The organism is Micromonospora sp. NPDC049529 (genome assembly GCF_055586685.1).
This window is the reverse complement of sequence record NZ_JBVJHT010000002.1, coordinates 136,558-158,168: the sequence shown is the minus strand read 5'-3', so window position 1 is coordinate 158,168 and position 21,611 is coordinate 136,558. Positions and strand designations below refer to the sequence as shown.

Sequence of the window (21,611 nt, the reverse complement as noted above, 5' to 3'; positions counted from 1 at the left end):
CATCTCCATGCCTGTCCATAGTGAGGTGCCGTCGTTCATGTTCCGGTCCCGTCGAATCGCAGCTTGCGGTCGACGACGTCGCGTGCGACCTGGTGCAGCGGACGTGCCTCGGCATAGGCGTGGGCGCGTAGACGGATCAGCGCCTCGCCGATGCTGACCCCGAGCTGCACCATGATCATGCCCTGTGCCTGCGCCACCTCGGCCCGATAGCCCGGCGACTCGTCGAATCCGAGTGCCAGGGCCCCTCGCGCGGCGTTCTCCTGACCGTCGATCACCGTCATCATGACGATCTCGGCGAAGGTGAGCGCCTGGTCCAGCGTGTCCGAGCTGATCGGACCGCTCTGCTCCCGGAAGAGGACCATGACACCGAGGCGAGCCGCACCGATCTGGAGCGGAAGAGCGAATGCGGCACGGACGCCTCCCTCCGCCATCGCGGCGACGTAGCCGGGCCACCGGCTGACCGACTCCGCGGCGGCCAGGTCGGTGACCAGAACCGGACGGCGCGTGTCGAAGGCATCGGCACCGGGTCCCTCCCCGAGGGTGAACTGCAGTTCCGCGAGCAGGTACGTGCGTTCGTCGGACGCGACCGCGTAGCTCGGTGTCCCGTCCTGCGCCAGCACGCTGATGCCCACACCGGTCACGGAGAGGGCGTACACGGCGGCCCGGCAGATCCGGGACAGCGTCTGCGTGATGCCGGGAGTTCCGTCGTCCGACCAGGGTTGTTCGGCGATCAGCCCGAGCGCCCGGACCCAGCGGTCGGTGGATCCACTCACCGCTCTGCCTCCGCCGCGCCACGCGCGGCTGGGTGGGCCGAACGCGAGCGTGCCCGGGAAGACGTCGACATTGCGCACCTTCCGGGAACACTCTGAGATGTCGCCGGGGGAAGCGACATCGGGATCATTCCAGCAGGACAATACCTCCCGTACACCGGGCACGGCCCCTTCCAGTCGCGATCCGTCGACGCGTCTTGACAGAAATCTCGGCGCCGGGATACCGTGGTCGCGTCCATTAGTGGACGTTGCCCCAGACCTCGGCAATGGAGATTCGCATCCGAAGGTGGGGCCCATGACTTCTTCAGAATCACATTAGCGATCATCACAGTGCTCTGCCCGTACGTGTTCGCGTCGAGAATTTGATCGACCAGAACATTTCGGCGCAGGTGTCGAATGGATGATTCGGTCGCACGTGTATCAGTACCGCCTCCCGCCGGGGCGTGTACGGGAGCAAGAAGGCTCCGTCACCCGACTCCGCACCAACCGCACCCGCTTCTGCGCCATCGGGCGCGACCACCCCGTTCCGAACCACCGAGCGCATTCACCGGCACCGGGCCATGCCAGCAGAGAGATGTGGGCATGAACGACAAGCGGACCTTCAATAATGCCTTCGACCGGGTGATGATGCCGGGAAGGCGACCGTCGGATCCGGACGCCACCCGCACCGAATCATCCGGTGTCGCCAAAACGTCTCAGCCCCGATCGGACTATGACTGGGATCGCCGGGTCATCTCGATGGTCGCCACGAGCTGGCGTCCATTCGAGGTGACGTTCATGCTCGCCGCCATGGCATGCGGAATCGCGATGCTCACCTTTCCCACCCGCATGACATCGGTCACCGAGACGATGCCCGTCCTGACCCAGACGATCTGGAAGGCCAGCCTCGTCCCGGTCGGTCTCCTCGGCCTGGTCGGCGTCACCTGGCGAGGCCAACTGTCCACCGGCATGGCGATACGACTCGGCGCGCTGATCCTGCTCGGGACCGCCACCGGAATGTACGCGGTCGACATGCTCGCCGTGTCCGGCATCGCGGCGATGCCCGCGGCGGCGTTCGTCTCCGCGGTACCGGTCGCCTCCTGGTGGAGATCCGGACAGATCGTGATGGACCTGGTGGGCCTGGCGAGAGCCACCCGCAGGTGATCGGCCGCTCGCCCGGCGACGCCCGCCGGGCGGACGCGGCGGCCGGCGGACCACAGGACCGGCGGTCAACGAGACGGCACACCAACAAACCGCACCGTACGCGGTGACGCGCGGCTGGTCCGGTCAGTCGTTGGCGTCGCGGACCAGGATCGCCGCCTGGACCCGGTTGCCGAGACCGAGCTTCGCCAACGCCCGGCTGACGTGCGCCTTGACGGTGGCCTCGCTCAGTCCCAGTTCGCCGCCGATCCCGGCGTTGGACAGTCCACGAGCGAGCGCGTCGATCACGTCCCGTTCCCGGCCGGTGAGGGTGGCGAGCCGGTCGCGGGCCTGTTGGGCGCGGGCCGGTGCCCGCTCCACGAACGAGCTGAGCAGCCGCATCGTGACCGTCGGGGCGAGCATGGCGTGACCGGCGTGGACCGTACGGACGGCGGCGGCCAGTTCCGTCGGTGGGGTGTCCTTGAGCAGGAAGCCGACCGCGCCGGCCCGCAGTGCCCGGTGGACGTACTCGTCGAGGTCGAAGGTGGTCAACATGATTACCTTCGGTGGGTGCGGGGCGGCACCGATCCGGGCGGCGGCGGTGAGCCCGTCCACGCCGGGCATCCGTACGTCCATCAGGACCACCTCGGGGCCGAGCCGGGCCACGGCCTCGACCGCCTCGGCACCGTCACGGGCCTCGCCCACCACACTGATGTCACCGGCCGCCTCCAGGATCAGCCGCAGCCCCGACCGGACCAGGTGCTCGTCGTCGACGACCAGGACCCGGATCACGCCGCCTCCCGGTCCGGGTACGGGATCCGGGCCCGGACGGTGAACCCGCCGTCCGGCTCGGCGCCGGCCTCCAACCGCCCGTCCAGCAGTTCGACCCGTTCCCGGAGCCCGACCAGGCCGAGCCCGGCACCGGGCAGCGGTACGGCGACCGTGCTCGGCGGCGCGTTGCGGACGGCGACCTCGAACCCGTCCGGCAGGTACCGCAGGTGTACGTCGGTCGCGCCGTCCGGGGCGTACTTGTGCACGTTGGTCAGGGCCTCCTGGGCCACCCGGTAGACCGCGCGTTGCACGGCGACCGGCAACGGCCGGGGTGTGCCCTCGTCGTGCCGGGTGACCGGGACCCCGACGTCGCGGGAGGCGTCGAGCAGACGGTCGAGGTCGTCGAGTGCCGGCGGTGGTGCGAGCACCGCCTCGACCGCCCGCGCCGACCGCAGTACGCCGAGCACGTCCCGCAGGTTGGTCAGCGCCTCCCGACCGGTGGTCCGGATCAGGGCCGCCGCCTCGGCGGTGCGCGGGTCCGGGGCGTTGACCTCCAGGGCTCCGGCGTGCAGGACCATCAGCGAGACCCGGTGGGCGACGACGTCGTGCATCTCCCGCGCGATCCGGTTGCGCTCCTGTGCCCGGACCCGCTCGATCCGGGCGTACTGCTCGCGTTCGAGCTGGTCGGCCCGGTTGCGCAGGGCGCCGAGCACCTCCCGGCGGGCGTTGACCCAGAGCCCGCCGAGCAGTGGCAGTACGACCAGCAGCGCGCACATGATCAGGAAGTTCCCGGTCGCGACCGTGGTGAGGTAACGCTGGCCGCCGGCCGCTATGCCGACCGGAATCGACAGGCCCATGACCACCGCCGCCCCGAACAGGTAGAGCTTGATCCGGTCACGCGACAGGCTCGTCCCGGCGTAGTAGGAGGCGGCCACGAGCGCCGGCCACATGGCCAGCGCGATCCAGGCGACCGCGGCCATGGCGAAGACCGGTCCCCGTCGTACCCGGGCGAACCCGGCGGCCAGGGCCGAGGCGCCGGCCAGGCCGGCGATGGCGGGGCCGGGCCAGGACGAGCGGACGCCGATGTCGCCGCTGGCCGACATCCACGAGCCGGCGAAGACCACCAGCGCCAACGCGTACGGGACCAGCCGGTGGTGGCCGCCGGGCGCCCGCAGGGCCGCGTACCGGTCGCGCAGTTGGGCGAGCGCGCGGCGGTGGTGCGTCATCGGCCCAGCGTAGGCCGCCGCCGTCCACCCTCCCCGACGCGAACGTCGCCGGTGACCCCCTACTTAGGTAGGGGTCGTCGACTGACCACCGTCGGATGCGGTGGACGTCGTGGTGCGGCGAGGGTCGTGCCATGACCAACGTATCCGGCAACACCCGTCCGGCCGGCCACCGATGATGGACGCCGTCGTCGACCTGCTCCACCAGACCATGACCTCGCCCTGGGTGTACGTGGCGATCTTCGCCGTGGCGGTGGTCGACGGTTTCTTCCCGGTCGTGCCGAGCGAGACCACCGTCATCACCGCCGGGGTGTTCGCCGCGACCGGCGAGCCGGACCTGCTGCCGGTGATCGCCGTCGCCGCCACCGGGGCGTTCGTCGGCGACCATGTCTCGTACCTGATCGGACGGGCCTCCGGCGCCCGGCTGGACGCGCGGCTGCCGGCCGGCACCCGCCGGTACGCCGCGTTCGCCTGGGCCCGTGCCGCGCTGCTGAGCCGGGGCGGCCTGGCCCTGGTGGTGGCCCGGTACGTTCCCGGCGGCCGGACCGCGATCACGCTCACCATGGGCGCGGTCGGCTACCCGCGCCGCGCCTTCGCCCTGTTCGACGCGCTCGCCGCCGGGTCCTGGGCGGTCTACTCCGCCGTGGTCGGCTACGTCGGCGGAATGGCGTTCGAACAGGACCCGCTGCGCGGCCTGCTGCTCGGGCTCGGCATCGCGCTGACCGTCACGGTCACCGTCGAACTGGTCCGCTACCTGCGTCACCGGTCGGCGCCACCGGTGCAGGTGCCGGCCGGAGCAGAGCCGTCCACGATGGAGGAGAACGGGGCCACGACCGCCGGGGCCCGCGACTAGGATCGGTGCCGCGCCAGCGGGGCGACCATCGTCACGGGGAGAGTCGGCATGACCCAGCAGCGCCACGCACCGTTCGTTATCGACACCACCCGGATGAGCCACGCGCGGGCGTACGACTACGTGCTCGGCGGCAAGGACAACTTCGCGGTCGACCGGGAGGCGGCCGAGCAGGTGATCGCGCTGGCGCCGGACCTGCCCGCGCTCGGCCGGGCCCAGCGCCGGTTCCTGCTCCGGGTGACGCGGATGTGTGCCGAGCGCGGGATCCGGCAGTTCCTGGACGTGGGGGCGGGCATCCCCACCTCGCCGAACGTGCACGAGGCGGCCCGGGGCGTCATCCCGGACGCCCGGGTGGTCTACGTCGACAACGATCCGATCGTCTTCGTGCACAACAACGCCCTGCTCGCCACCGACGACGGCGTCGTCTCGATCCGGGCGGACGTCCGCGAGCCGGAGCAGCTCCTCGACCGGTTGCACGACGAGCGCCTGGTGGACTTCGACCAGCCGGTGCTGGTCCTCTTCATCGGCCTGTTCCACCTGGTCACCGACGCCGAGAACCCGGCCGCGCTGGTCGCCCGGTTCCGCGAGCGGTTGGCACCGGGCAGCCACGTCTGCATCTCGCAGTTCTGCCTCGACGGCAGCGACCCGGCCGCCCGGGCGAAGCTGGAGGAGATCTCGGCGAACTCCCCCGCACCGATGACGTTCCGTCGCCGCGACGAGATCGAGCGCTTCCTCGACGGCTTCGACCTGCTGCCGCCCGGCGTGGTCGACCTGCGACAGTGGGCGCCCGACGGGGACGCCCCGTCGACCAGACTCAAGGTCGCCGCGGGCGTCGGCCGGGTGCGCTGACCCGCGCCGGGTGCACCCGGTTCCCGGTCGGCGGCCGGGTCAGGCCAGGGTGACCAGCCGTTCGTGGTCGTCGAGCGACAGGTCGCCACCGGAGACCGCCCTGATCTCCAGGGTCTCCAGGTCGAGCCGACCGTCGATCACCGTGCAGAAGGCGATGTCGGCCGCGTCCCGGCCGGTGCTGATGCGTACCAGGCTCTGGCGCGGGGCCAGCCGGGTGGCGTCCCAGACCTGCCAGCGGCCGTCGATGTCGGTCTCCACCACGGCGTGGAAGTCCATCGGGGACAGACCGGGGGCGTAGACGGCGGCGATCCGCGCCGGTACGTCGACCGCCCGGCACAGCGCGGCGACCAGGTGCGCGAAGTCCCGGCAGACCCCCTGCCCACCGAGCAGTGTGTCGAGCGCGTCGGTGGTCGGACCGCTGGCCCCGGAGACGTACGCGATGTGCCGCCAGACGTAGTCGGTGATCGCCCGTACCCGCTGGCCGGCACCGGGCAGGTCGCCGAAGTGGCTCTGGGCGAAGCCGGCGAGCCGGTCGGAGGGGCAGTAGCGACTCGGCCGCAGCGCCTCCACCCGCTCGGCGTCGCCGACCCGCCCGATGGGGCCGCCGCCGGTGCTGATCGTCGCCCGGTACTCGACGGTCAGTTTTCCCGGCCCGGCCCGGAACAGGTGCGAGCGGCCGCCGACCGGTCCGGCGAGTTCGGTGGCGTGCACCGGCCCGGTGTCGCCGACGATGTCGAGGTGCTCGTCGAGGTCACCGGCGGACGGGCGGGCGGGCGCGATCTGGAGCACCACCCCGGCCGGTGCGGTGACGTCGAGCGTCAGGGTGCAACCGACCTGGGTGGTGCCGGGACTGGTCTGCGCGTCGTCCACCGTCGGTACGTCCCGTCCTCGTCGCCTGCCGCACACCCCGGTACGTCGTACCGGGGTCGTGACCCCCGCACCGTCCGGTCCGGCCGCTACGGCGTGGTCGGGCTCAGATCCGGCTCCGGTGCGGTGGTGTGCCGTCGGGATCGATTATGGCCGTTCCCGCTGTCGTCCGCTCGGGACGGCGACGGCGTACCGGCCCCTCGCGGTCCCGGTGGCCGGGTGCCGGGGACGGAGGCCGCCTGCATCGCTGCCGTGGCGACGGCGAACGCGGTCTGCGGCGGCACCACCGCCAGGTCGATCCGGAGGTCGCCCGGCCCGGTGAGGATGATCAGACCGGCGTCGAGGGTGGCGAACCAGCCGACCCGCAGCACCCGGTCACCGATCCCGATCCGCCGGGGTCGCCCGTCCCAGGAGACCGGGGCCAGCATGACGCGTTCGATCGGGCCGATCCGCTCGGCGGTCAGCGCGAGGATCAGGCCGGTGAGTTCCCGTACCGGGTCGCGGGAGCCGGGCCACCAGCTCCCGTCGAGCATTGCCCGACCGGACCGGGGCGTGGTGAGCCGGATCCGGGCCGGTGCCGGTTCGGTGGTGCAGGTCCAGATCCTGCGGTCCGCGACGGTGGTCATGCGGTCGGCCCGGTCGGCTCGGCGGGGATGGTGGTCTCCGGGGCGACCCGTGCGACCGACCGACGCGCCCGGACGAGGCGGACGACGGCCGGTACGGAGACCAGCAGCACCCCGGCCACGGCCGCCAGCAGCATCGCCACGCCCATCGGCAACCGGCCGTGCAGGCCCAGGAAACGCACCTCCGACGGCTGACCGTTCTGTAGCACGAAGATCAGCAGGAGCAGGACCGCGGCGGCGACCGCGCAGGCGATCCAGGGCGCCAGCGTGCCGGTACGGCGTACCGGCCGGGGGCGGACGTCGACGGGAGGAGCAGGTCGGCTGTCGGCCGACCGCGCCGGACTGACAATTCGCGTCATGGCGGGACCTTCGTTTCGGCGGCGGTGTGCGGAGTCCGCGAAACCCGAGGCGCCGAGGTCCAGGGCAACTCCCGAAGCCTACTCCCGCCCGTTGTGCTCCGGGTGCGGCCGAATGTCGGACTTACTCCCCCGCCGCAGACGGGGCCGGTTGCACCGCGCTCACGCGCACCGGGGACGCGGTCTACTCCGAGCGGGCGGGTCCCCTCGGGGTAGAGTGGGCAGCGCCGCCGTGGGAATCCGGCCATCGGGCCGGTCAGCTGACGGTCCCGACCCGACCACCGGCTTCGAGGACCGGCGCGAGCGGGGCGGGCGATCCAGCCGGCCACCGGCGCGGCAAGCTCTCTTTCGATCAACGGTGGTCGCCGCTCGACGGCCCGAAACGGGCGGGGCGTGGCGACGACGCCCCGGAGTCCGTTCCGCCCGGCGGCGATCGACCATCCGGCCCACGGGCCGGGGCACGATCGGCATTTCCCGACCGACTAGGCGTGTGAAGAGAGCAGGACATGGAAATCGACAAGGACAAGATCCTTGAGGCGTTGCGCCGGCGCGGCCAGCACCACCGGGCCGACTGGGTCGCCAAGGAGATGCCCGACCGGATCGACACCGTACGCAACTCCGGTCTGCTCTCGACGCTCAACCTCGACCCGGCCGAGTTCGCCGACCAGCCGACCAGGTGAGGGTGGCCCTGCTGGGGCCGGTGGCATGGCGTACGCCACCACACCACTACGGGCCGTGGGAACGGGTGACCGGCCTGCTCGCCGAGGGACTGGTCGCCCGTGGCGTCGACGTGACGCTCTTCGCCACGCTCGACTCGGTCACCTCGGCCACCCTCGACGGTGTCTGCCCGCGCGGGTACGCCGACGACCCGGACCTCGACGGGCGGGTCTGGGAGGCGATGCACGTCGCCCACGCGCTGGCCCGATCGGGTGAGTTCGACCTGGTCCACAACCACCTGGACTGGCTGCCGCTGGCCTTCGCCGAGCACTGCCGCGCCCCGCTGCTCACCACCGTCCACGGCTTCTCCGGCGCCGGCATCGTGCCCGCGTACGCGCGGGCGAGGTCGGCGTACGTCTCGATCTCCGACGCCGACCGGTTCCCCGCTCTCGACTACGTCGCCACCGTGCCGCACGGGATCGACCTGGACGGGTTTCCGTTCGTCGGCGACGGCGGCCCCGGACTGGTCGCCTTCGGCCGGATCCATCCGGACAAGGGCATCCACACCGCGATCGAGATAGCCCGGCTGGCCGGCCGGCCCCTGACCATCTGCGGCATCGTCCAGGACGAGCGGTACCACGCCGAGCGGGTCGCCCCGCACGTCGACGGCGACCGGGTCCGCTTCCTCGGCGCGGTCGGCCCCGACCGGCGCGGCGAGATCCTCGGCGGCGCCGCCGCCCTGCTGCACCCGATCACCTTCGCCGAGCCCTTCGGACTGTCGGTGGTGGAGGCGATGGCGTGCGGCACGCCGGTGGTCGCGTACCGGCGCGGGTCGATGCCGGAGGTCGTCGACGAGGGGGTGACCGGGTACCTGGTGCAGACCGTGGACCAGGCCGTCGCGGCCGTCGAGCGGATCGGCGCGATCGACCGGGCCGGCTGCCGCGACCGGGCCCGGCTCCGGTTCGGAGCGGACCGGATGGTGCAGGACTACCTCGACGTCTACCGCACCCTGATCGAGTGATCGCGTCCTGATTCAGTAACGCAGAGTGCTGATAGGCTCCACCCGCCGGGAACTCGCCACAGAGTCCGGCCAGGTGCCCGGCAGACGCGCCCCCAGGCAGGCGGCGGTCGTCGTGCACCCGTTCCACCCGCCACACACGCTGGCCGGGTGAGCGCCGTTATCGCGTGAGGCCGACGCCGTGCACGCGGCGCGGCCGATGACCGGAAGGCGCCACACATGGCCGCCAGCTACGGTTTCCTCAGTACCCACCCACCGACCCAGTGCGGACTGGCCACCTTCAACTCGGCCCTGTCCGCCCAGCTCACCGCCGGTGGCCAACCCGGCGGAATCGTCCGGGTGATCGCCGCCGGCGAAGACGAACGCGCCGGTCCCGGCGTGGTGCACACCTGGTCCCCGCGGCACCCCACCGGGTGGCGGGACGCGGCCGAGGCGCTCAACGCGTTCGACGTCGCGATCGTGCAACACGAGTACGGCATCTACCCCGGTACCGACGGCGCACAGGTGCTGCCGCTGCTGCGCGCACTCGACCGGCCCGCGATCGTGGTCCTGCACACCGTGCTGGCCCAGCCCACCGCCGGGCAGCGCTCGACGCTGGAAGAGGTCGTGGCCGCGGCCGGCGCGGTGGTCACCATGACCGAGACCGCCCGGGACCGACTGCTCATCGGTTACACCGTCCACCCCGCGAAGATCACGGTGATCCCGCACGGTGCCGGCGACCACACCGGCGTACCGACCACGTCCGGCGCGCGTCCGCACCTGCTCACCTGGGGGCTGATCGGGCCGGGCAAGGGCATCGAGTGGGCGTTGCGCGCCGTGGCCCGGTTGCGTGACCTCACGCCGTCCCCGCTCTACACGGTGGCCGGCAAGACCCACCCCAGGGTGCTCGAACAGCACGGGGAGGCGTACCGGACCAGCCTGCAACGGCTGGGCGCGCTGCTGGGCATCGCCGACGCCGTCCGCTACCAGCCGATCTACCGCGACGAGGCGGCGCTGAGCCGGTTGATCCGCTCCGCCGACGTGGTGGTGCTGCCGTACGACTCGCGGGAACAGGTCACCTCCGGGGTGCTGATCGAGGCGGTGGCCGCCGGGGTGCCCGTGGTCGCCACGCCCTTCCCGCACGCGGTCGAGCTGCTCACCGACGGTCCGGGGCTGCTCGTACCCCACCAGGATCCGGCCGCCATGGCGGCCGCCGTACGGCGGATCCTGACCGAACCGGGCCTGTCCGGCAGCCTCGCCGGCCGGACCGGTCCCCTGACACCGACCCTGCTGTGGCCGGCCGTGGCGGCCCGCTACGCCGCGCTCGCCGCCGGGCTGCGGGCCGCCAACCCGGCGGTCCTGGCCGCACCGCCGGTGCCGGCGTGACCGGCGTACGCGTCATCGGCGGTGGCGCCCGCGTCACCGGCGGCGGACCCGGCGGTGCCGGCCACCCCGGTCACCACAACGTCACCGCTCTGGCCCGGACCGGCAGCGTGCCGGTGCCGAGCTTCGCCCACCTGGCCCGGTTGACCGACGACACCGGACTGTTCGAGCACGCCCGGCACGCGATCCCCCGTCGCGAGCACGGCTACTGCACCGACGACGTCGCGCGCGGCCTCGTGGTCACCAGCCGCGAACCCGATCCGTCCGCCGACGTGCTCCAGCTCGCGGAGTGCTACCTGGCGTTCCTGACCCACGCGCAGGACAGTGACGGCGCGTTCCACAACCGGATGGGGCACGACCGGCGCTGGACCGACGGCGCCGGCGTCGGCGACTGGTGGGGGCGGGCGCTGTGGGGTCTGGGCACCGCGGCGACCCGCAGTCCGGCACCGTGGATCCGCGAGGAGGCGCTGGTCGCCTTCACCATCGGCACCGCCCAGCGCTCGCCCGACCCGCACGCCATGGCCTTCGCCGGGCTCGGCGCCGCCGAGGTGCTGCGCGGTCACCCGGACCACAGGGCGGCGGGCAGCCTGCTCGACGATGCCGCCACCGCCGTCGGCACCCCGCAGAACAGCCCGGACTGGCCATGGCCGCGGGCCCGGCTGACCTACGCCAACGCCGCCCTGGCCGAGGTGGTCATCGCCGCCGGCCAGCTTCGGGGCGACGCCGACCGGCTCGCCGCCGGGCTGCGGATGCTGACCTGGTTGCGCGAGGTGCAACTGCGGCACGGCCGGCTGTCGGTCATCCCGGTCGACGGCTGGCGGCGGCACGGCCCCCGGCTGCGCCACGACCAGCAGCCGATCGAGGTCGCCGCGCTCGCGGACGCCTGCGCCACCGCCGCCTCGGCCACCGGCGATCCCGGCTGGGAGGTCGGCGTCCGGCAGGCGGTCGCCTGGTTCCTCGGTGAGAACGACGTCGGCACCGCGATGTGGGATCCGGCGACCGGCGGCGGGTACGACGGCCTCACCCCGCACGGCCCCAACCTGAACCAGGGCGCCGAGTCCACCCTCGCCCTCGTCTCCACCCTGCAACACGGCCGAGCACGGGTATGACCGAGGCAACCTCCCCGACCCGGGCCGGGCGGGACCTGGCCACCCGGGTCGGCGGCACGCTGGACCCCGACCCCGCGCGGGTCATCGTGAAACTCTTCGTGCCGGGCGAGGACGCCATCCTCGCCCGGACCCGCGCCCACGCCCTGATCGACCGGATCGCCGCCCTCGGCGCCGAGGAGACCGGCATCCTGCTGCGGCAGACCCTGCTCCGCTTCGCCGACCGGCACCACGACCTCGTGTCCACCTTCCGGCACCACTACGACCTGGTCCACCACCGGGTGCCCCGGACCAGCGAGCTGTCGCCCGAGGCCCGCCTGCTGGTCGGCGCCTACTTCTCCCACGAGTACGCGGTGGAAGCCGCCGCCCTGTGCAACCCCTCCCTGGTCACGCACCCGGACCAGAGCGGCCTTCGCCCCGGTGAGCTGCGCGTCGCGATCAGCCTGCGGCAGATCGGGGAGGGGCACCTGTCCTCGATCGGGTTCGCCAGCGCCGTACTCGGGCCGGACTCCGGGCTGCGCGTCGCGGACCGGGGCGGGCCGCTGGTCACCGGGCGGCGTACCAGCGCACTGCACCGGCGCGACCTGTTGGCCGCCGGGCTGGCCGAGGAGGGCTGGGACGACGAGGTCTCCGCCACCGTGCTGGGCTGCCTGCCCGAACGCTTCGACGACGACGCCTTCGAACGGGCCCTCAGTGAGCTCCCCACCGACCTGCTCACCCGGGCCACCGCGCACCGCACCCTCGAACAGCTCCGGCGCACGATCACCGCCAGTTACGCCATGACCTTCCCGGTCGACGTGCCGTTGCACCGGCGGGTGCTCTGGCCGGCGACCCCGGCCGAGTGCAACGGGATGGAGGATGCCCGGTTCGTCCGCTGGGTCGACGACGACGGGACGGCGGCGTACCAGGCGACCTACACCGCGTACGACGGTCGGAGCATCGCCGCGCGGATGCTGCGCAGCGAGGACCTGCGGCACTTCGAGGTGACCCCGATGCGCGGGCCGGCGGCCTGGAACAAGGGCATCGCGCTCTTTCCGCGTACGGTCGGCGGTCGGCGGCTCGCGTTGTGCCGGTCCGACGGCGAGACCATCGGCCTGTCCCGGCTCGACGCGGAGAACCGCTGGCAGACCCCGGTGCCGTTGCACGGTCCGCGCCGGGGCTGGGAGTTGATCCAGGTCGGCAACTGCGGTTCGCCGATCGAGACCGACGCCGGTTGGCTCGTCCTCACCCACGGGGTCGGTCCGATGCGCCAGTACGCCATCGGGGCGATGCTGCTGGACCTGGCGCACCCCGAGCGGGTGATCGCCGAGTTGCCGGGGGCGCTGCTCCGTCCCGACGACAGCGAACGCGACGGCTACGTGCCCAACGTCGTCTACTCGTGCGGCGGTCTGCTGCACGGTGACACGGTCTGGTTGCCGTACGGCGCCGGTGACGCCCGGGTCGGATTCGCCAGCGTCGCGCTTTCCGCCCTGCTCGGGGCGATGGTGGCGCCTCCCGCCCGGTAGCCGGACGCCGACGGTCGGACCCCGTGGCCGTCGACACACGCACCGACATGTGCTGCCACATCGATAGTCAGAGGCGGCTAATCGTTGACATCAACCAACGATCTATCTAGGGTGACGAACGCAGTTCCGGCACCCGTCCACTCCCAGCCTCGACGGCACATCCACCCAGGGAGCACCATGTCCATCGCCTACGTCGTCCTCGCGATCCTGCTCTCCGCCATGCTCCTGATGTCCGCCTGGGGCAAGCTGACCAAGGACGAGAAGATCGTCCAGGGCCTCACCGCCGCCGAGGTCCCCCTCAACTGGTACCCGCCGCTGGCGATCATCGAGATCATCGGCGCGGTCGGGCTGATCGTCGGGATCTTCCTCGCGCCGCTCGGTGTCGCCGCTGCCATCGGCGTCGTCCTCTACTTCGTCGGCGCGATCATCGCGCACCTGCGCGCCGGCGACACCAAGGGCGCCGCCGCGCCGGGCACGATCCTGGTCCTCGCCATCGCCACCCTGGTCACCCGGATCCTGTCGCTGTAGCGGGCCCCTCCGGCGGCCGATCCGGTTCGCCGCCGGTGACCGACACGCGGTTGGCCGGCCCCGCAGACGCGGGACCGGCCAACCGGTCGGGTACGTGTTCGTACGCTCAGAAGTCGCCCTTCGGGTCGAGGTACTGGGCCGCGTTCTCCTTGGTCACCCGAGGCGAGGGGACCACGGTGTCCTTCTCCGTCTTGGTGCCGCCCAGGATCTCGACCGCCCGGTCCAGCCCCAGGCTGCCGATGATGTCGGCGTCGTTCAAGCCGGTGACCAGGTAGTTCGTGCCGTCGAGAATGGCCTTGAGCGCCTCGGCCTGACCATCGACACCGGCGATGATGATCTGCTTGTCCTTGCCCGCGTCGGCGATCGCCCGCTGCGCGCCCAGGCACATCGCGTCGTTCTCGCAGAACACGGCCGCCAGGTCACCGTTGGTGGCCAGCAGGCTCTCCATCACGGTCAGCCCGCCGTCCGAGCCCCAGTTGCCGAAGTCCGGCGCCTCGACCAGGGTGATCCCCGGCTTGGCGCCGAGCACCGACTTCACCCCGTCGGTCCGGGCCAGCCCGATGCTGTTGTCGGCCGGGCCACCCTTGATGATGGCGACCTTGCCGCCATCAGGCAGCTTCTCGGCCAGGAACTCCCCGTTCTGTACGCCGATCGCCTTGTTGTCCGGGCCGATCCAGCTGGTGTACTCGCCGGTCTGGAACTTCCGGTCGACCAGCACCACCGGCTTGCCCGCCGCGTTGATCGCGTTCAGCGCGGCCGGGGCCGACTCCAGCGGTCCACCCGAGATGATCACCGCGTCGACGTTCTTGCTGAGCAGGTCCTCGACGTTGGCGGCGAGCTTGGCGGCGTCCCCGTTCGCGTCGGTGCTGATGATCTCGACGTTCCCCTTCTTCTCGGCCTGGGCGGCGATGGCCTTGTCCATGCCGCTGAAGTAGGGGCCGCTCAACATGAAGTTCGCGACGCCGATCGTGTACGAGCCGTCCCCGCCGTCCCCGCCCGAACCGCCGGAGTCGGAGCACCCGGTCAGGCCGAGGGCGGCGGCGAGGGTGCCGGTGACCAGCAGTCGGCGCAGCTTGTTCGCGTTCATGCCAACATCTCCCGTGGTGTGGTGGGTGGGGTGGTGGTGGGCGCCCCGGATCAGGGACGTACCCGGTTGACCCGCTGGAGCAGGATCACCGCGATGATGATCAGTCCCTTGAGGACCTGCTGCCAGAAGCTCTGCACGCCGTACAGGTTCAGCAGGTTGTTGATCAGAGCGAGGACGACGACACCGCCGAGGGTCGCCTTCGCCGTACCGCGTCCGCCGGCCAGGCTCGCCCCGCCGATCACGCACGCGGCGATCGCGTCCAGTTCGAAGGCGACGCCGACGCTCGGCTGGGCGATGCCGACCCGGCTGGCCAGGATCACCCCGGCCAGTCCCGCGCAGGCCCCGCTGATCGTGTACGCGAGGATCACGTGCCGGCGTACGTTGATGCCGGCCAGCCGTACGGTCTCCGGGTTGCCGCCGATCGCGATGATCGACCGCCCGGCCGGGGTACGGGACAGGAACACCCCGCCCACACCGAAGACCGCCAGCATGATCACCGTGGTCAGCGGGATCGGGCCGACCATCGCCGAGCCGAGGGTGAAGAACGCCGGGTCGTCCGGGGCGATCGGCACCTCGGAGTAGACGAAGGCCAACCCCCGGATGGTGGTCAGCGCGGCCAGCGTCACCACGAACGGCGCCAGCCCGAACCGGGCGATCAGGGTGCCGTTGACCAGCCCGAACCCGATCCCGGCCAGGATGCCGACCAGCATCGCCAGCGGGATCGGCAGGCCCGAGACCAGTCCGGCGCCCACGATGCCGGCGAACGCCACCACCGAGCCGACCGAGAGGTCGATGCCGCCGGTGAGGATGACCACCAGCATGCCGAAGGCGAGCAGCCCGGTGGTCACCATCTGCTTGAGCAGGTTGGTCAGGTTGGTCTGGGTGAAGAACGTGTCGGAGGTCAGGGCGGCCACCACGATCAGGGCGATCACGAGCGTGCCGAGCACCGCCTCGACCGTACGGTCCCGGCCGTTGACCACCAGCCGCAACGGCCGGCGGGCCGGTCCCCCGCCGGTGGTCGTGGTGTCCGGCGCGGTGCCGGTGAGCTGCCCCGTCATGCCCTCTCCTCGTACCCGGTCATCCGGTCTCCTCCGTCCGGCCCGCGACCGGTCCGATCGCGTGGCCGAGCACCTCGTCCTCGGTGGTCCGGTCGGCGGCGAGTTCGCCGGTGAGCCGGCCCTGGCGCATCACGAGCACCCGGTCGGTGGCGCCGAGCACCTCGGTCAGGTCCGAGGAGATGAGCAGCACGCTCAACCCGGACCGGGCCAGGTCGTCGATGATGCGGTAGATCTCCACCCGGGTGGCCATGTCCACCCCTCGGGTCGGCTCGTCGAGGATCAGCACCCGGGGGCCGACCAGCAGCCACTTGGCCAGCACCGCCTTCTGCTGGTTGCCGCCGCTGAGGTTGACCACCGCCATCGAGGCGCAGTGCGCCGGCTGGATGCCGAGCCGGTCGACCATCGCGGTCACGTCGCGGCCCTGCCGGGCCCGGTCGATCAGGCCGACCCGGCTGTTGCGGTGCAGCGTGGTCAGGGCGATGTTGTCCCGTACGGTCAGGTCGAGCACCAGCCCGGTGCGCTTGCGGTCCTCGGTGACCAGTGCGAGTCCGGCCGCGATCGCCTCGGCCGGGGTGCGGAAGTCCGCCCCGCCGCCGGCCACCCGGACCTGCCCGGTGGCCGCCCGCTCGGCGCCGAAGACGCACCGGGCCAGTTCGCTGCGGCCCGAGCCGACCAGGCCGAACAGGCCGACGATCTCGCCCTCGTGCAGGGTGAACGAGACGTCGGCGAACTCGCCCGGCCGGCCGAGCCCGGTCACGGTCAGCCGGGGGGCGCCGCGCCCCTCGCGCCGGTCCGGGTAGATCTGGGCCAGCCGCCGCCCGGCCATCAGCCGGATCAGCTCGTCCTCGCTGGTCTCGGCGGGTCGGGTGGTGGCCACCACCCGACCGTCCTTGATCACCACGATGACGCTGGCGAGTTCGAGCACCTCGGCCAGCCGGTGCGAGACGTAGATCACCAGCACGCCGCGTTGGGTCAGCCGCCGGACCAGGGCGAAGAGCGAGTCGAGGTCGCTGCCGGCCAGCACCGCGGAGGGCTCGTCGAGCACCAGCACCTTCGGCTCGCTGACCAGCGCCTTGGCGATCTCGACCATCTGCTGCCGGGCCACCGAGAGCCGGCCGGCGATGGTACGGGGGTTGATCGCGCCGAAGCCGATCGAGTCGAGCAGTTCCGCCGCCCGGCGGTGCGCGGCGGCCCAGTCGATCAGGCCGGCCCGCCGGGGGAAGTTCCCCATCAGCAGGTTCTCCGTGACCGACAGTTCGGGCACCAGGCTCAGCTCCTGGTAGACCGTACGGATGCCGTGGTCGTGCGCGTCGTGCGGCGAGCGCAGGTCGACCCGTTCGCCGTCGACGCGCATCTCGCCCGCGCTCATCGGCTGCGCCCCGGCCAGGATCTTGATCAGGGTGGACTTGCCGGCGCCGTTCGCCCCGACCACCGCCAGCACCTCGCCGGGCTGGCCGACAAGGTCCACCCCGTGCAGGACCTGGACGCCCCCGTAGTCCTTGTGCACGCCGCGCAGTTCGAGGCTCATCCGAACGCCTCCATCACCACGATGGTCTTCTGCCGGGTGAAGTCCAGCGCGCTGTCGTGGATGCCCTCGCGGTAGCCGCCGGTGTCCTTGGTTCCGCCGAACGGCAGGTTCTCGGCCCGTACGGCGGTCGAGCCGTTGATCAGCACCCCGCCGACGTCGAGTGCGCGGGCCAGGGTGAAGGCACGGGAGATGTCCCGGGTGAAGACGGCGGCGTGCAGCCCGTACGGCGACTCGTTCGCCATCGCGACCGCGTCGAGCGGGTCGGCGAACCGGGCCACCGGGGCCACCGGTCCGAAGATCTCCGAGGCCAGGGCCGGGCTGTCGCGCGGCACGTCGACCAGGACGGTCGGGTCGACGAAGGCACCGCGTCGGCCGCCCCCGGTGACCAGCCGGGCCCCGTCGTCGACGAGCCGGCCGACCGCCTCCTCCACGCCCCGGGCGGCCGTCTCGGCGATCAGCGGACCGACGTCGGTCTGCTCCAGCAGCTGGTCGCCGACGGTCAGCTCGGCGGTCTGCGCGAGCAGTGCCGCCACGAACGCGTCGTGCACCCCGTCCTGCACGTAGACCCGCTTGACCGCGCAGCAGATCTGCCCGTTGCCCCGGGCCAGCCGGCCGAGCACCACCGCGCTCGCGGCCTCGTCGACGTCCGCGTCGTCGCAGACGATCAGCGCGTCGTTGCCGCCGAGTTCGAGGAAGACCTTCTTCAGGGTGGTCGCCGCCCGGCGCGCGATCTCGCGTCCGGCGGCGGTGCTGCCGGTGAGGCTGACCGCCGCGATGCCGGGCAGTTCGGCCAGGAGTTGGGAGACCCGTACCCCGCCGGTGACGAGTTGGTGCGCGTGCCGGGGGGCGCCGGCCTGTTCGACCAGTTCGGCGATCCGGACCAGGCTGAGCGGGCAGCGCGCGGGCGGTTGCACGACGACGGCGTTGCCGGCGGCGAGCGCGGCGGCGGCCTTGTGCGCGTACAGCTCGACCGGGTAGTTGAACGGGACCAGCGCGGCCACCACGCCGAGCGGTTCGCGCAGCGTCACCGCCAGGTGCCGCTCCATTCCGGGTACGGCGTCCAGCGGGATCTGCCGACCGAAGAGCCGGGTCGCCTCGCCCGCGTGGCCACGGAAGATCCGGATCGCCGCCTCGACCTCGCCCCGGGTCTGGGTCAGCGGCTTGCCGTTCTCGGCGGCGAGCAGCCGGGCCAGGCTCTCCTGTTCGGCCTCGATCAGGTCGGCGACCCGGCGCAGCAGCCCGGCCCGCTCGTACGCGGGCAGCGCGGCCATCGACCGCTGGCCGGCCTGGGCGGCGTCGACCACCGCGACCACCTGTTCTTCGGTGGCCGACTCGACCTCGCCGAGCCGGGCCCCGGTGCCCGGATTGTGCACGGTGATGCGTGAATCGTCCGGGGCGACGGCACCGGTGGACGGGGTGGAACCAGGTGACGATGTGACGGTGGACATCCGTTCCACTCCTTGGGCTGGGTCAGCGGGCGTTCTCGCCGACGCTCGGTCGAACCTGTCGGGGTTGGCCTTCGGGTCGGGTGCGGGGTTCCGGCCGGTCGGGTTGTTCGTTTTCCACCGACGGTCGGGTGGGCGCCAATCCGCCGGGGCGGCGACGATGGGCCGGGTAACCGATTCGCCGACCGATATTGACCGCCATGGCCAGCGCGGTCGGCGCCAGACGATGGCAGTCGTCGATGCTGAACCGGTGCGCGGGGGCCGACACGCTGAACGCCCCGACCGGTTGACCGGAGGCGCTCAGGATCGGCAGGCCGAAACAGCGGACGCCTTCCTCGTTCTCCTCGTCGTCGATCGCGAACCCTCTGGCCCGGACCAGGTCGAGTTCGTCGAGCAGGGCCGCGCCGGTGAGCGTCCGGTCGGTACGCACCGGCAGCGGGCCGGTGAGGATCTCCGCCCGTCGCCGTTCGTCCAGCGTGGCGAGCACGGCCTTCCCCATCGAGGTGCTGTGCATCGCGACCCGGCTGCCGATCCGGGAGACCAGCCGTACGGACTTGGCACTCTCCACCTTGTCCACGTAGACGATGTGGTTGCCGACCGGGATGCCCAGGTGCACGGTCTCGCCGCTCAACTCGACCAGCTCGACCAGGTACGGCCGGGCCGCCGCGCGCAGACCGTCCTCTTCGAGGTACTGCCCGGCGAGCGCGATGAGGGTCACGCCGAGGTGGTAGGCGCCGGCCGGATCCCGCTCGAAGACGCCGAGTTCCAGCAGCGAGGTGGTGTAGCGGTGGGTGGTGCTCAGCGCGATGCCGGCCTCCTCGGCGAGCTCGCCGAGGGTCAGTCCGGCCCGGCCAGCCTCGGAGACCGCGCCGATCAGCTCGAATGCCTTATCGACGCTGGACGATTTTCTTCCGCTCCTCATTCGAGTTACTCGAATCCATTTCCATCGAGTTCAGATAACGGCGATGTTTACACCATGAAACAACTCTGTCAACCTTTTGGGCCGCCAGACATCGGAGGTATCCGCCCATCACAAGATCACGCAAGCCGACCCGCCAGCAAGAAAGCCCTGGTGGTACGCACTATTGACCGCACGGCGGGTGCCGAACAGAGAGGCCGGCTCGCGTCAACCTCATCCCAGATCCGAAGACATCCAATGTCTCGTCCCATTCCACACATACCTTGATCAATGCGATCCGCCCGTACGGCCGGCCGCTGGGGGCCGCGACCACCCGCCCCGGCCGTCGTACCGGGGCGGTAGGGTCCGGGGCATGACAGGTGACGAGCAGGAGCGGCGCCAGGCCGACGAGGACTGGAACCGCTTCGTCGACGGGCAGCTCGCCGAACTGGGGATCAGCCGCGAGGAGCTGGCCAGGCAGGCCGCCCGGGGCGAGTTCGAGTCGGCCTCGGCCCAGCACCTCTGGACCCTGATCGGCTGACCGGCACCGACCGTCGACGCCGGGACCGGCGGGCGGGCGGTGGGCAAGCTCACCGGATCCACCGACTGGAACAAAATGGGCGGCCCGACTGTTGATCGAGCGTGTGATCGACGTACCCCTGTCAGTTCTTGACCTTGCCCCGGTCGCGGCCGGCACCACCGCCGGTGCGGCCCTGCGGCACACCACCGCCCTGGCGCGGCGCACCGAGGAGTTGGGCTACCAGCGCTTCTGGGTGGCCGAACACCACAACATGCCGGCCATCGCCAGCAGCGCCCCACCGGTGGTGCTCGCCCACCTGGCCGCCGCCACCTCGACCATCCGGGTCGGTTCCGGCGGGGTGATGCTGCCCAACCACGCACCGCTGGTGGTCGCCGAGCAGTTCGGCACCCTGGAGGCGCTGCATCCGGGCCGGGTCGACCTCGGCATCGGCCGGGCGCCGGGAACCGACCAGGTGACCGCGCTGGCGCTGCGTCGCACCATGGAGGGGCTGTCGGCGGAGAACTTCCCGCAGGAGCTCGCCGACCTGATCAACTACTTCACCGGCGACCGCCCCGGCCCGATCACCGCCTCCCCCGGCCGGGGGAACATGCCGGCGATCTGGCTGCTCGGGTCGAGCGGCTTCAGCGCCCAGCTCGCCGGAATGCTCGGCCTGCCGTTCTCGTTCGCCCACCACTTCAGCTCGACCAACACCCTGCCGGCGCTGGCGCTCTACCGGCAGAACTTCCGCCCGTCGCAGTGGCTGGACAAGCCGTACGCGATGGTCGCGGTGAACGCGATCTGCGCCGAGACCGACGAGCACGCGCAGTGGCTCTCCGGACCGGCCGCGCTCTCCTTCCTGCGGCTGCGCGCGGGGCGACCGGAGCCGCTGGCCACCCCCGAGGAGGCCGCCGCGTACCCGTTCTCGGAGGCCGAGCGGCAGTTCAGCCGGGAACGGATGCGAGGGCAGGCGCTGGGCAGCCCGGAGACGGTCCGCAAGCAGCTGACCGACCTGCTGGAACAGACCCGGGCCGACGAGCTGATGCTGACCACCATGGTCTACGACGTCGACGAGCGGATCCGCTCGTTCGAGCTGATCGCCGAACACGTCGCGGACGGGCTGCGCCGCCCCGAGTGACCGGGAACACTCCGTCCCGGTAGCCACGAAACAGCATCTTCACGTGGCTGTCACCGGCACGCCCCGTAACCCCGCCTAGTGTTATCACCGGTGGTGGTTCGACATGCGCGGTCGGGACGGGTCGCGTTATGTCGCGGTGTGTGTCGTACCGGGCCGGGTGGGGTGGGCCCCTACCCGGTCCGGTACGACTGCGCCCGCGGTACGCCGCGCATCAATCCCCCTGAGACAACGAACCCCCGGCACGCCTTGTGGTGTGGCCGGGGGTCTTCTGTCGTTGTTGGGCTTCGGGTGACTCCTTGACCATAAGTGCAGTTGAGGTTCTAGCGTCGTCGGCAA

The 21,611-nt window shown here is 71.8% G+C and carries 22 protein-coding genes; 11 read left to right on the top strand and 11 right to left on the bottom strand.

The window, feature by feature from the left end; translation table 11 throughout:
• Nucleotides 1–35 precede the first annotated feature (35 nt).
• Complete coding sequence (locus tag ACZ6QQ_RS03460; RefSeq protein ID WP_465873992.1) at nt 36–773, bottom strand: GAF and ANTAR domain-containing protein; 738 nt, start codon at nt 771–773, stop codon at nt 36–38.
• A gap of 579 nt (nt 774–1,352) precedes the next feature.
• Here ACZ6QQ_RS03460 and ACZ6QQ_RS03455 point away from each other — a divergent pair.
• Complete coding sequence (locus ACZ6QQ_RS03455) at nt 1,353–1,913, top strand: hypothetical protein (RefSeq protein ID WP_465873990.1); 561 nt, start codon at nt 1,353–1,355, stop codon at nt 1,911–1,913.
• A 123-nt stretch (nt 1,914–2,036) separates the two neighbouring features.
• Here the strand turns inward: ACZ6QQ_RS03455 and ACZ6QQ_RS03450 are convergent, their stop codons facing one another.
• The gene (locus ACZ6QQ_RS03450) at nt 2,037–2,681 is read right to left on the bottom strand and encodes a response regulator (protein WP_465873988.1); all 645 of its coding nucleotides are present in this window, start codon (nt 2,679–2,681) and stop codon (nt 2,037–2,039) included.
• Nucleotides 2,678–3,886, bottom strand: coding sequence for a sensor histidine kinase (locus ACZ6QQ_RS03445; protein ID WP_465873986.1), 1,209 nt, complete (start codon nt 3,884–3,886; stop codon nt 2,678–2,680). The genes ACZ6QQ_RS03450 and ACZ6QQ_RS03445 overlap by 4 nt, the downstream gene beginning before the upstream one ends.
• A gap of 175 nt (nt 3,887–4,061) precedes the next feature.
• On the opposite strand from ACZ6QQ_RS03445, the gene ACZ6QQ_RS03440 reads away from it, so the two are divergent.
• Nucleotides 4,062–4,736: a DedA family protein gene (locus ACZ6QQ_RS03440; RefSeq protein WP_465874511.1), complete on the top strand. Its 675-nt coding sequence runs from the start codon at nt 4,062–4,064 to the stop codon at nt 4,734–4,736.
• Between the two features lie 48 nt (nt 4,737–4,784).
• A complete protein-coding gene (locus tag ACZ6QQ_RS03435) occupies nt 4,785–5,582 on the top strand; it encodes an SAM-dependent methyltransferase (RefSeq protein WP_465873984.1) in 798 nt (265 codons plus the stop codon).
• A 39-nt stretch (nt 5,583–5,621) separates the two neighbouring features.
• Here the strand turns inward: ACZ6QQ_RS03435 and ACZ6QQ_RS03430 are convergent, their stop codons facing one another.
• The 3 genes from ACZ6QQ_RS03430 to ACZ6QQ_RS03420 form a co-directional block, all read right to left on the bottom strand.
• The gene (locus ACZ6QQ_RS03430; protein WP_465873982.1) at nt 5,622–6,452 is read right to left on the bottom strand and encodes a transglutaminase-like domain-containing protein; all 831 of its coding nucleotides are present in this window, start codon (nt 6,450–6,452) and stop codon (nt 5,622–5,624) included.
• Nucleotides 6,453–6,538: 86 nt separating this feature from the next.
• Nucleotides 6,539–7,075, bottom strand: a complete 537-nt coding sequence (locus ACZ6QQ_RS03425) for a DUF5994 family protein (RefSeq protein WP_465873980.1) — start codon at nt 7,073–7,075, stop codon at nt 6,539–6,541.
• Nucleotides 7,072–7,431, bottom strand: coding sequence for a LapA family protein (locus ACZ6QQ_RS03420; protein WP_465873978.1), 360 nt, complete (start codon nt 7,429–7,431; stop codon nt 7,072–7,074). Before ACZ6QQ_RS03420 ends, ACZ6QQ_RS03425 begins: the two co-directional genes overlap by 4 nt.
• 503 nt (nt 7,432–7,934) lie before the next feature.
• On the opposite strand from ACZ6QQ_RS03420, the gene ACZ6QQ_RS03415 reads away from it, so the two are divergent.
• The 6 genes from ACZ6QQ_RS03415 (at nt 7,935) to ACZ6QQ_RS03390 (ending at nt 13,604) form a co-directional block, all read left to right on the top strand.
• Nucleotides 7,935–8,108 (top strand): hypothetical protein, encoded by a 174-nt coding sequence (locus ACZ6QQ_RS03415; RefSeq protein WP_465873977.1) that lies wholly within the window; start codon nt 7,935–7,937, stop codon nt 8,106–8,108.
• Nucleotides 8,105–9,106, top strand: a complete 1,002-nt coding sequence (locus ACZ6QQ_RS03410) for a glycosyltransferase family 4 protein (RefSeq protein ID WP_465873975.1) — start codon at nt 8,105–8,107, stop codon at nt 9,104–9,106. The genes ACZ6QQ_RS03415 and ACZ6QQ_RS03410 overlap by 4 nt, the downstream gene beginning before the upstream one ends.
• Before the next feature lie 216 nt (nt 9,107–9,322).
• The gene (locus ACZ6QQ_RS03405) at nt 9,323–10,468 is read left to right on the top strand and encodes a glycosyltransferase (protein WP_465873973.1); all 1,146 of its coding nucleotides are present in this window, start codon (nt 9,323–9,325) and stop codon (nt 10,466–10,468) included.
• A gap of 89 nt (nt 10,469–10,557) precedes the next feature.
• A complete protein-coding gene (locus tag ACZ6QQ_RS03400) occupies nt 10,558–11,574 on the top strand; it encodes a glycosyltransferase (RefSeq protein WP_465874509.1) in 1,017 nt (338 codons plus the stop codon).
• A complete protein-coding gene (locus tag ACZ6QQ_RS03395; RefSeq protein ID WP_465873971.1) occupies nt 11,571–13,076 on the top strand; it encodes a glycoside hydrolase family 130 protein in 1,506 nt (501 codons plus the stop codon). The genes ACZ6QQ_RS03400 and ACZ6QQ_RS03395 overlap by 4 nt, the downstream gene beginning before the upstream one ends.
• Nucleotides 13,077–13,253: 177 nt before the next feature.
• Nucleotides 13,254–13,604, top strand: a complete 351-nt coding sequence (locus tag ACZ6QQ_RS03390) for a DoxX family protein (RefSeq protein ID WP_465873970.1) — start codon at nt 13,254–13,256, stop codon at nt 13,602–13,604.
• 106 nt (nt 13,605–13,710) lie between these two features.
• On the opposite strand, the gene ACZ6QQ_RS03385 is transcribed toward ACZ6QQ_RS03390, so the two are convergent.
• From ACZ6QQ_RS03385 to ACZ6QQ_RS03365, 5 genes are read right to left on the bottom strand one after another with little or no spacing between them, the layout of a single operon-like run.
• Nucleotides 13,711–14,691, bottom strand: a complete 981-nt coding sequence (locus tag ACZ6QQ_RS03385; protein ID WP_465873968.1) for a sugar ABC transporter substrate-binding protein — start codon at nt 14,689–14,691, stop codon at nt 13,711–13,713.
• Nucleotides 14,692–14,741: 50 nt separating this feature from the next.
• The gene (locus tag ACZ6QQ_RS03380; protein ID WP_465873967.1) at nt 14,742–15,749 is read right to left on the bottom strand and encodes an ABC transporter permease; all 1,008 of its coding nucleotides are present in this window, start codon (nt 15,747–15,749) and stop codon (nt 14,742–14,744) included.
• A 19-nt stretch (nt 15,750–15,768) separates the two neighbouring features.
• On the bottom strand, nt 15,769–17,277 hold the full coding sequence (locus ACZ6QQ_RS03375; RefSeq protein WP_465873966.1) for a sugar ABC transporter ATP-binding protein: 1,509 nt from the start codon (nt 17,275–17,277) through the stop codon (nt 15,769–15,771).
• On the bottom strand, nt 17,274–18,725 hold the full coding sequence (locus ACZ6QQ_RS03370; RefSeq protein WP_465873964.1) for an aldehyde dehydrogenase family protein: 1,452 nt from the start codon (nt 18,723–18,725) through the stop codon (nt 17,274–17,276). Before ACZ6QQ_RS03370 ends, ACZ6QQ_RS03375 begins: the two co-directional genes overlap by 4 nt.
• Before the next feature lie 22 nt (nt 18,726–18,747).
• Entirely contained in the window at nt 18,748–19,644 is an 897-nt protein-coding gene (locus tag ACZ6QQ_RS03365) for an IclR family transcriptional regulator (protein WP_465873963.1), read from the bottom strand.
• 349 nt (nt 19,645–19,993) lie between these two features.
• On the opposite strand from ACZ6QQ_RS03365, the gene ACZ6QQ_RS03360 reads away from it, so the two are divergent.
• Together ACZ6QQ_RS03360 and ACZ6QQ_RS03355 are read left to right on the top strand one after the other, a co-directional pair.
• The gene (locus ACZ6QQ_RS03360; RefSeq protein WP_465873961.1) at nt 19,994–20,161 is read left to right on the top strand and encodes a hypothetical protein; all 168 of its coding nucleotides are present in this window, start codon (nt 19,994–19,996) and stop codon (nt 20,159–20,161) included.
• 91 nt (nt 20,162–20,252) lie between these two features.
• Complete coding sequence (locus ACZ6QQ_RS03355; RefSeq protein ID WP_465873959.1) at nt 20,253–21,275, top strand: LLM class flavin-dependent oxidoreductase; 1,023 nt, start codon at nt 20,253–20,255, stop codon at nt 21,273–21,275.
• Nucleotides 21,276–21,611 lie beyond the last annotated feature (336 nt).

Coding starts and splice junctions, on each gene's coding strand:
- ACZ6QQ_RS03445 (WP_465873986.1), bottom strand. CDS start 3,886: ATGACGCACCACCGCCGCGCGCTCGCCCAACTGCGCGACCGGTACGCG.
- ACZ6QQ_RS03405 (WP_465873973.1), top strand. CDS start 9,323: ATGGCCGCCAGCTACGGTTTCCTCAGTACCCACCCACCGACCCAGTGC.
- ACZ6QQ_RS03390 (WP_465873970.1), top strand. CDS start 13,254: ATGTCCATCGCCTACGTCGTCCTCGCGATCCTGCTCTCCGCCATGCTC.
- ACZ6QQ_RS03420 (WP_465873978.1), bottom strand. CDS start 7,431: ATGACGCGAATTGTCAGTCCGGCGCGGTCGGCCGACAGCCGACCTGCT.
- ACZ6QQ_RS03425 (WP_465873980.1), bottom strand. CDS start 7,075: ATGACCACCGTCGCGGACCGCAGGATCTGGACCTGCACCACCGAACCG.
- ACZ6QQ_RS03435 (WP_465873984.1), top strand. CDS start 4,785: ATGACCCAGCAGCGCCACGCACCGTTCGTTATCGACACCACCCGGATG.
- ACZ6QQ_RS03455 (WP_465873990.1), top strand. CDS start 1,353: ATGAACGACAAGCGGACCTTCAATAATGCCTTCGACCGGGTGATGATG.
- ACZ6QQ_RS03440 (WP_465874511.1), top strand. CDS start 4,062: ATGGACGCCGTCGTCGACCTGCTCCACCAGACCATGACCTCGCCCTGG.
- ACZ6QQ_RS03385 (WP_465873968.1), bottom strand. CDS start 14,691: ATGAACGCGAACAAGCTGCGCCGACTGCTGGTCACCGGCACCCTCGCC.
- ACZ6QQ_RS03380 (WP_465873967.1), bottom strand. CDS start 15,749: ATGACGGGGCAGCTCACCGGCACCGCGCCGGACACCACGACCACCGGC.
- ACZ6QQ_RS03375 (WP_465873966.1), bottom strand. CDS start 17,277: ATGAGCCTCGAACTGCGCGGCGTGCACAAGGACTACGGGGGCGTCCAG.
- ACZ6QQ_RS03395 (WP_465873971.1), top strand. CDS start 11,571: ATGACCGAGGCAACCTCCCCGACCCGGGCCGGGCGGGACCTGGCCACC.
- ACZ6QQ_RS03360 (WP_465873961.1), top strand. CDS start 19,994: ATGACAGGTGACGAGCAGGAGCGGCGCCAGGCCGACGAGGACTGGAAC.
- ACZ6QQ_RS03415 (WP_465873977.1), top strand. CDS start 7,935: ATGGAAATCGACAAGGACAAGATCCTTGAGGCGTTGCGCCGGCGCGGC.
- ACZ6QQ_RS03370 (WP_465873964.1), bottom strand. CDS start 18,725: ATGTCCACCGTCACATCGTCACCTGGTTCCACCCCGTCCACCGGTGCC.
- ACZ6QQ_RS03365 (WP_465873963.1), bottom strand. CDS start 19,644: ATGAGGAGCGGAAGAAAATCGTCCAGCGTCGATAAGGCATTCGAGCTG.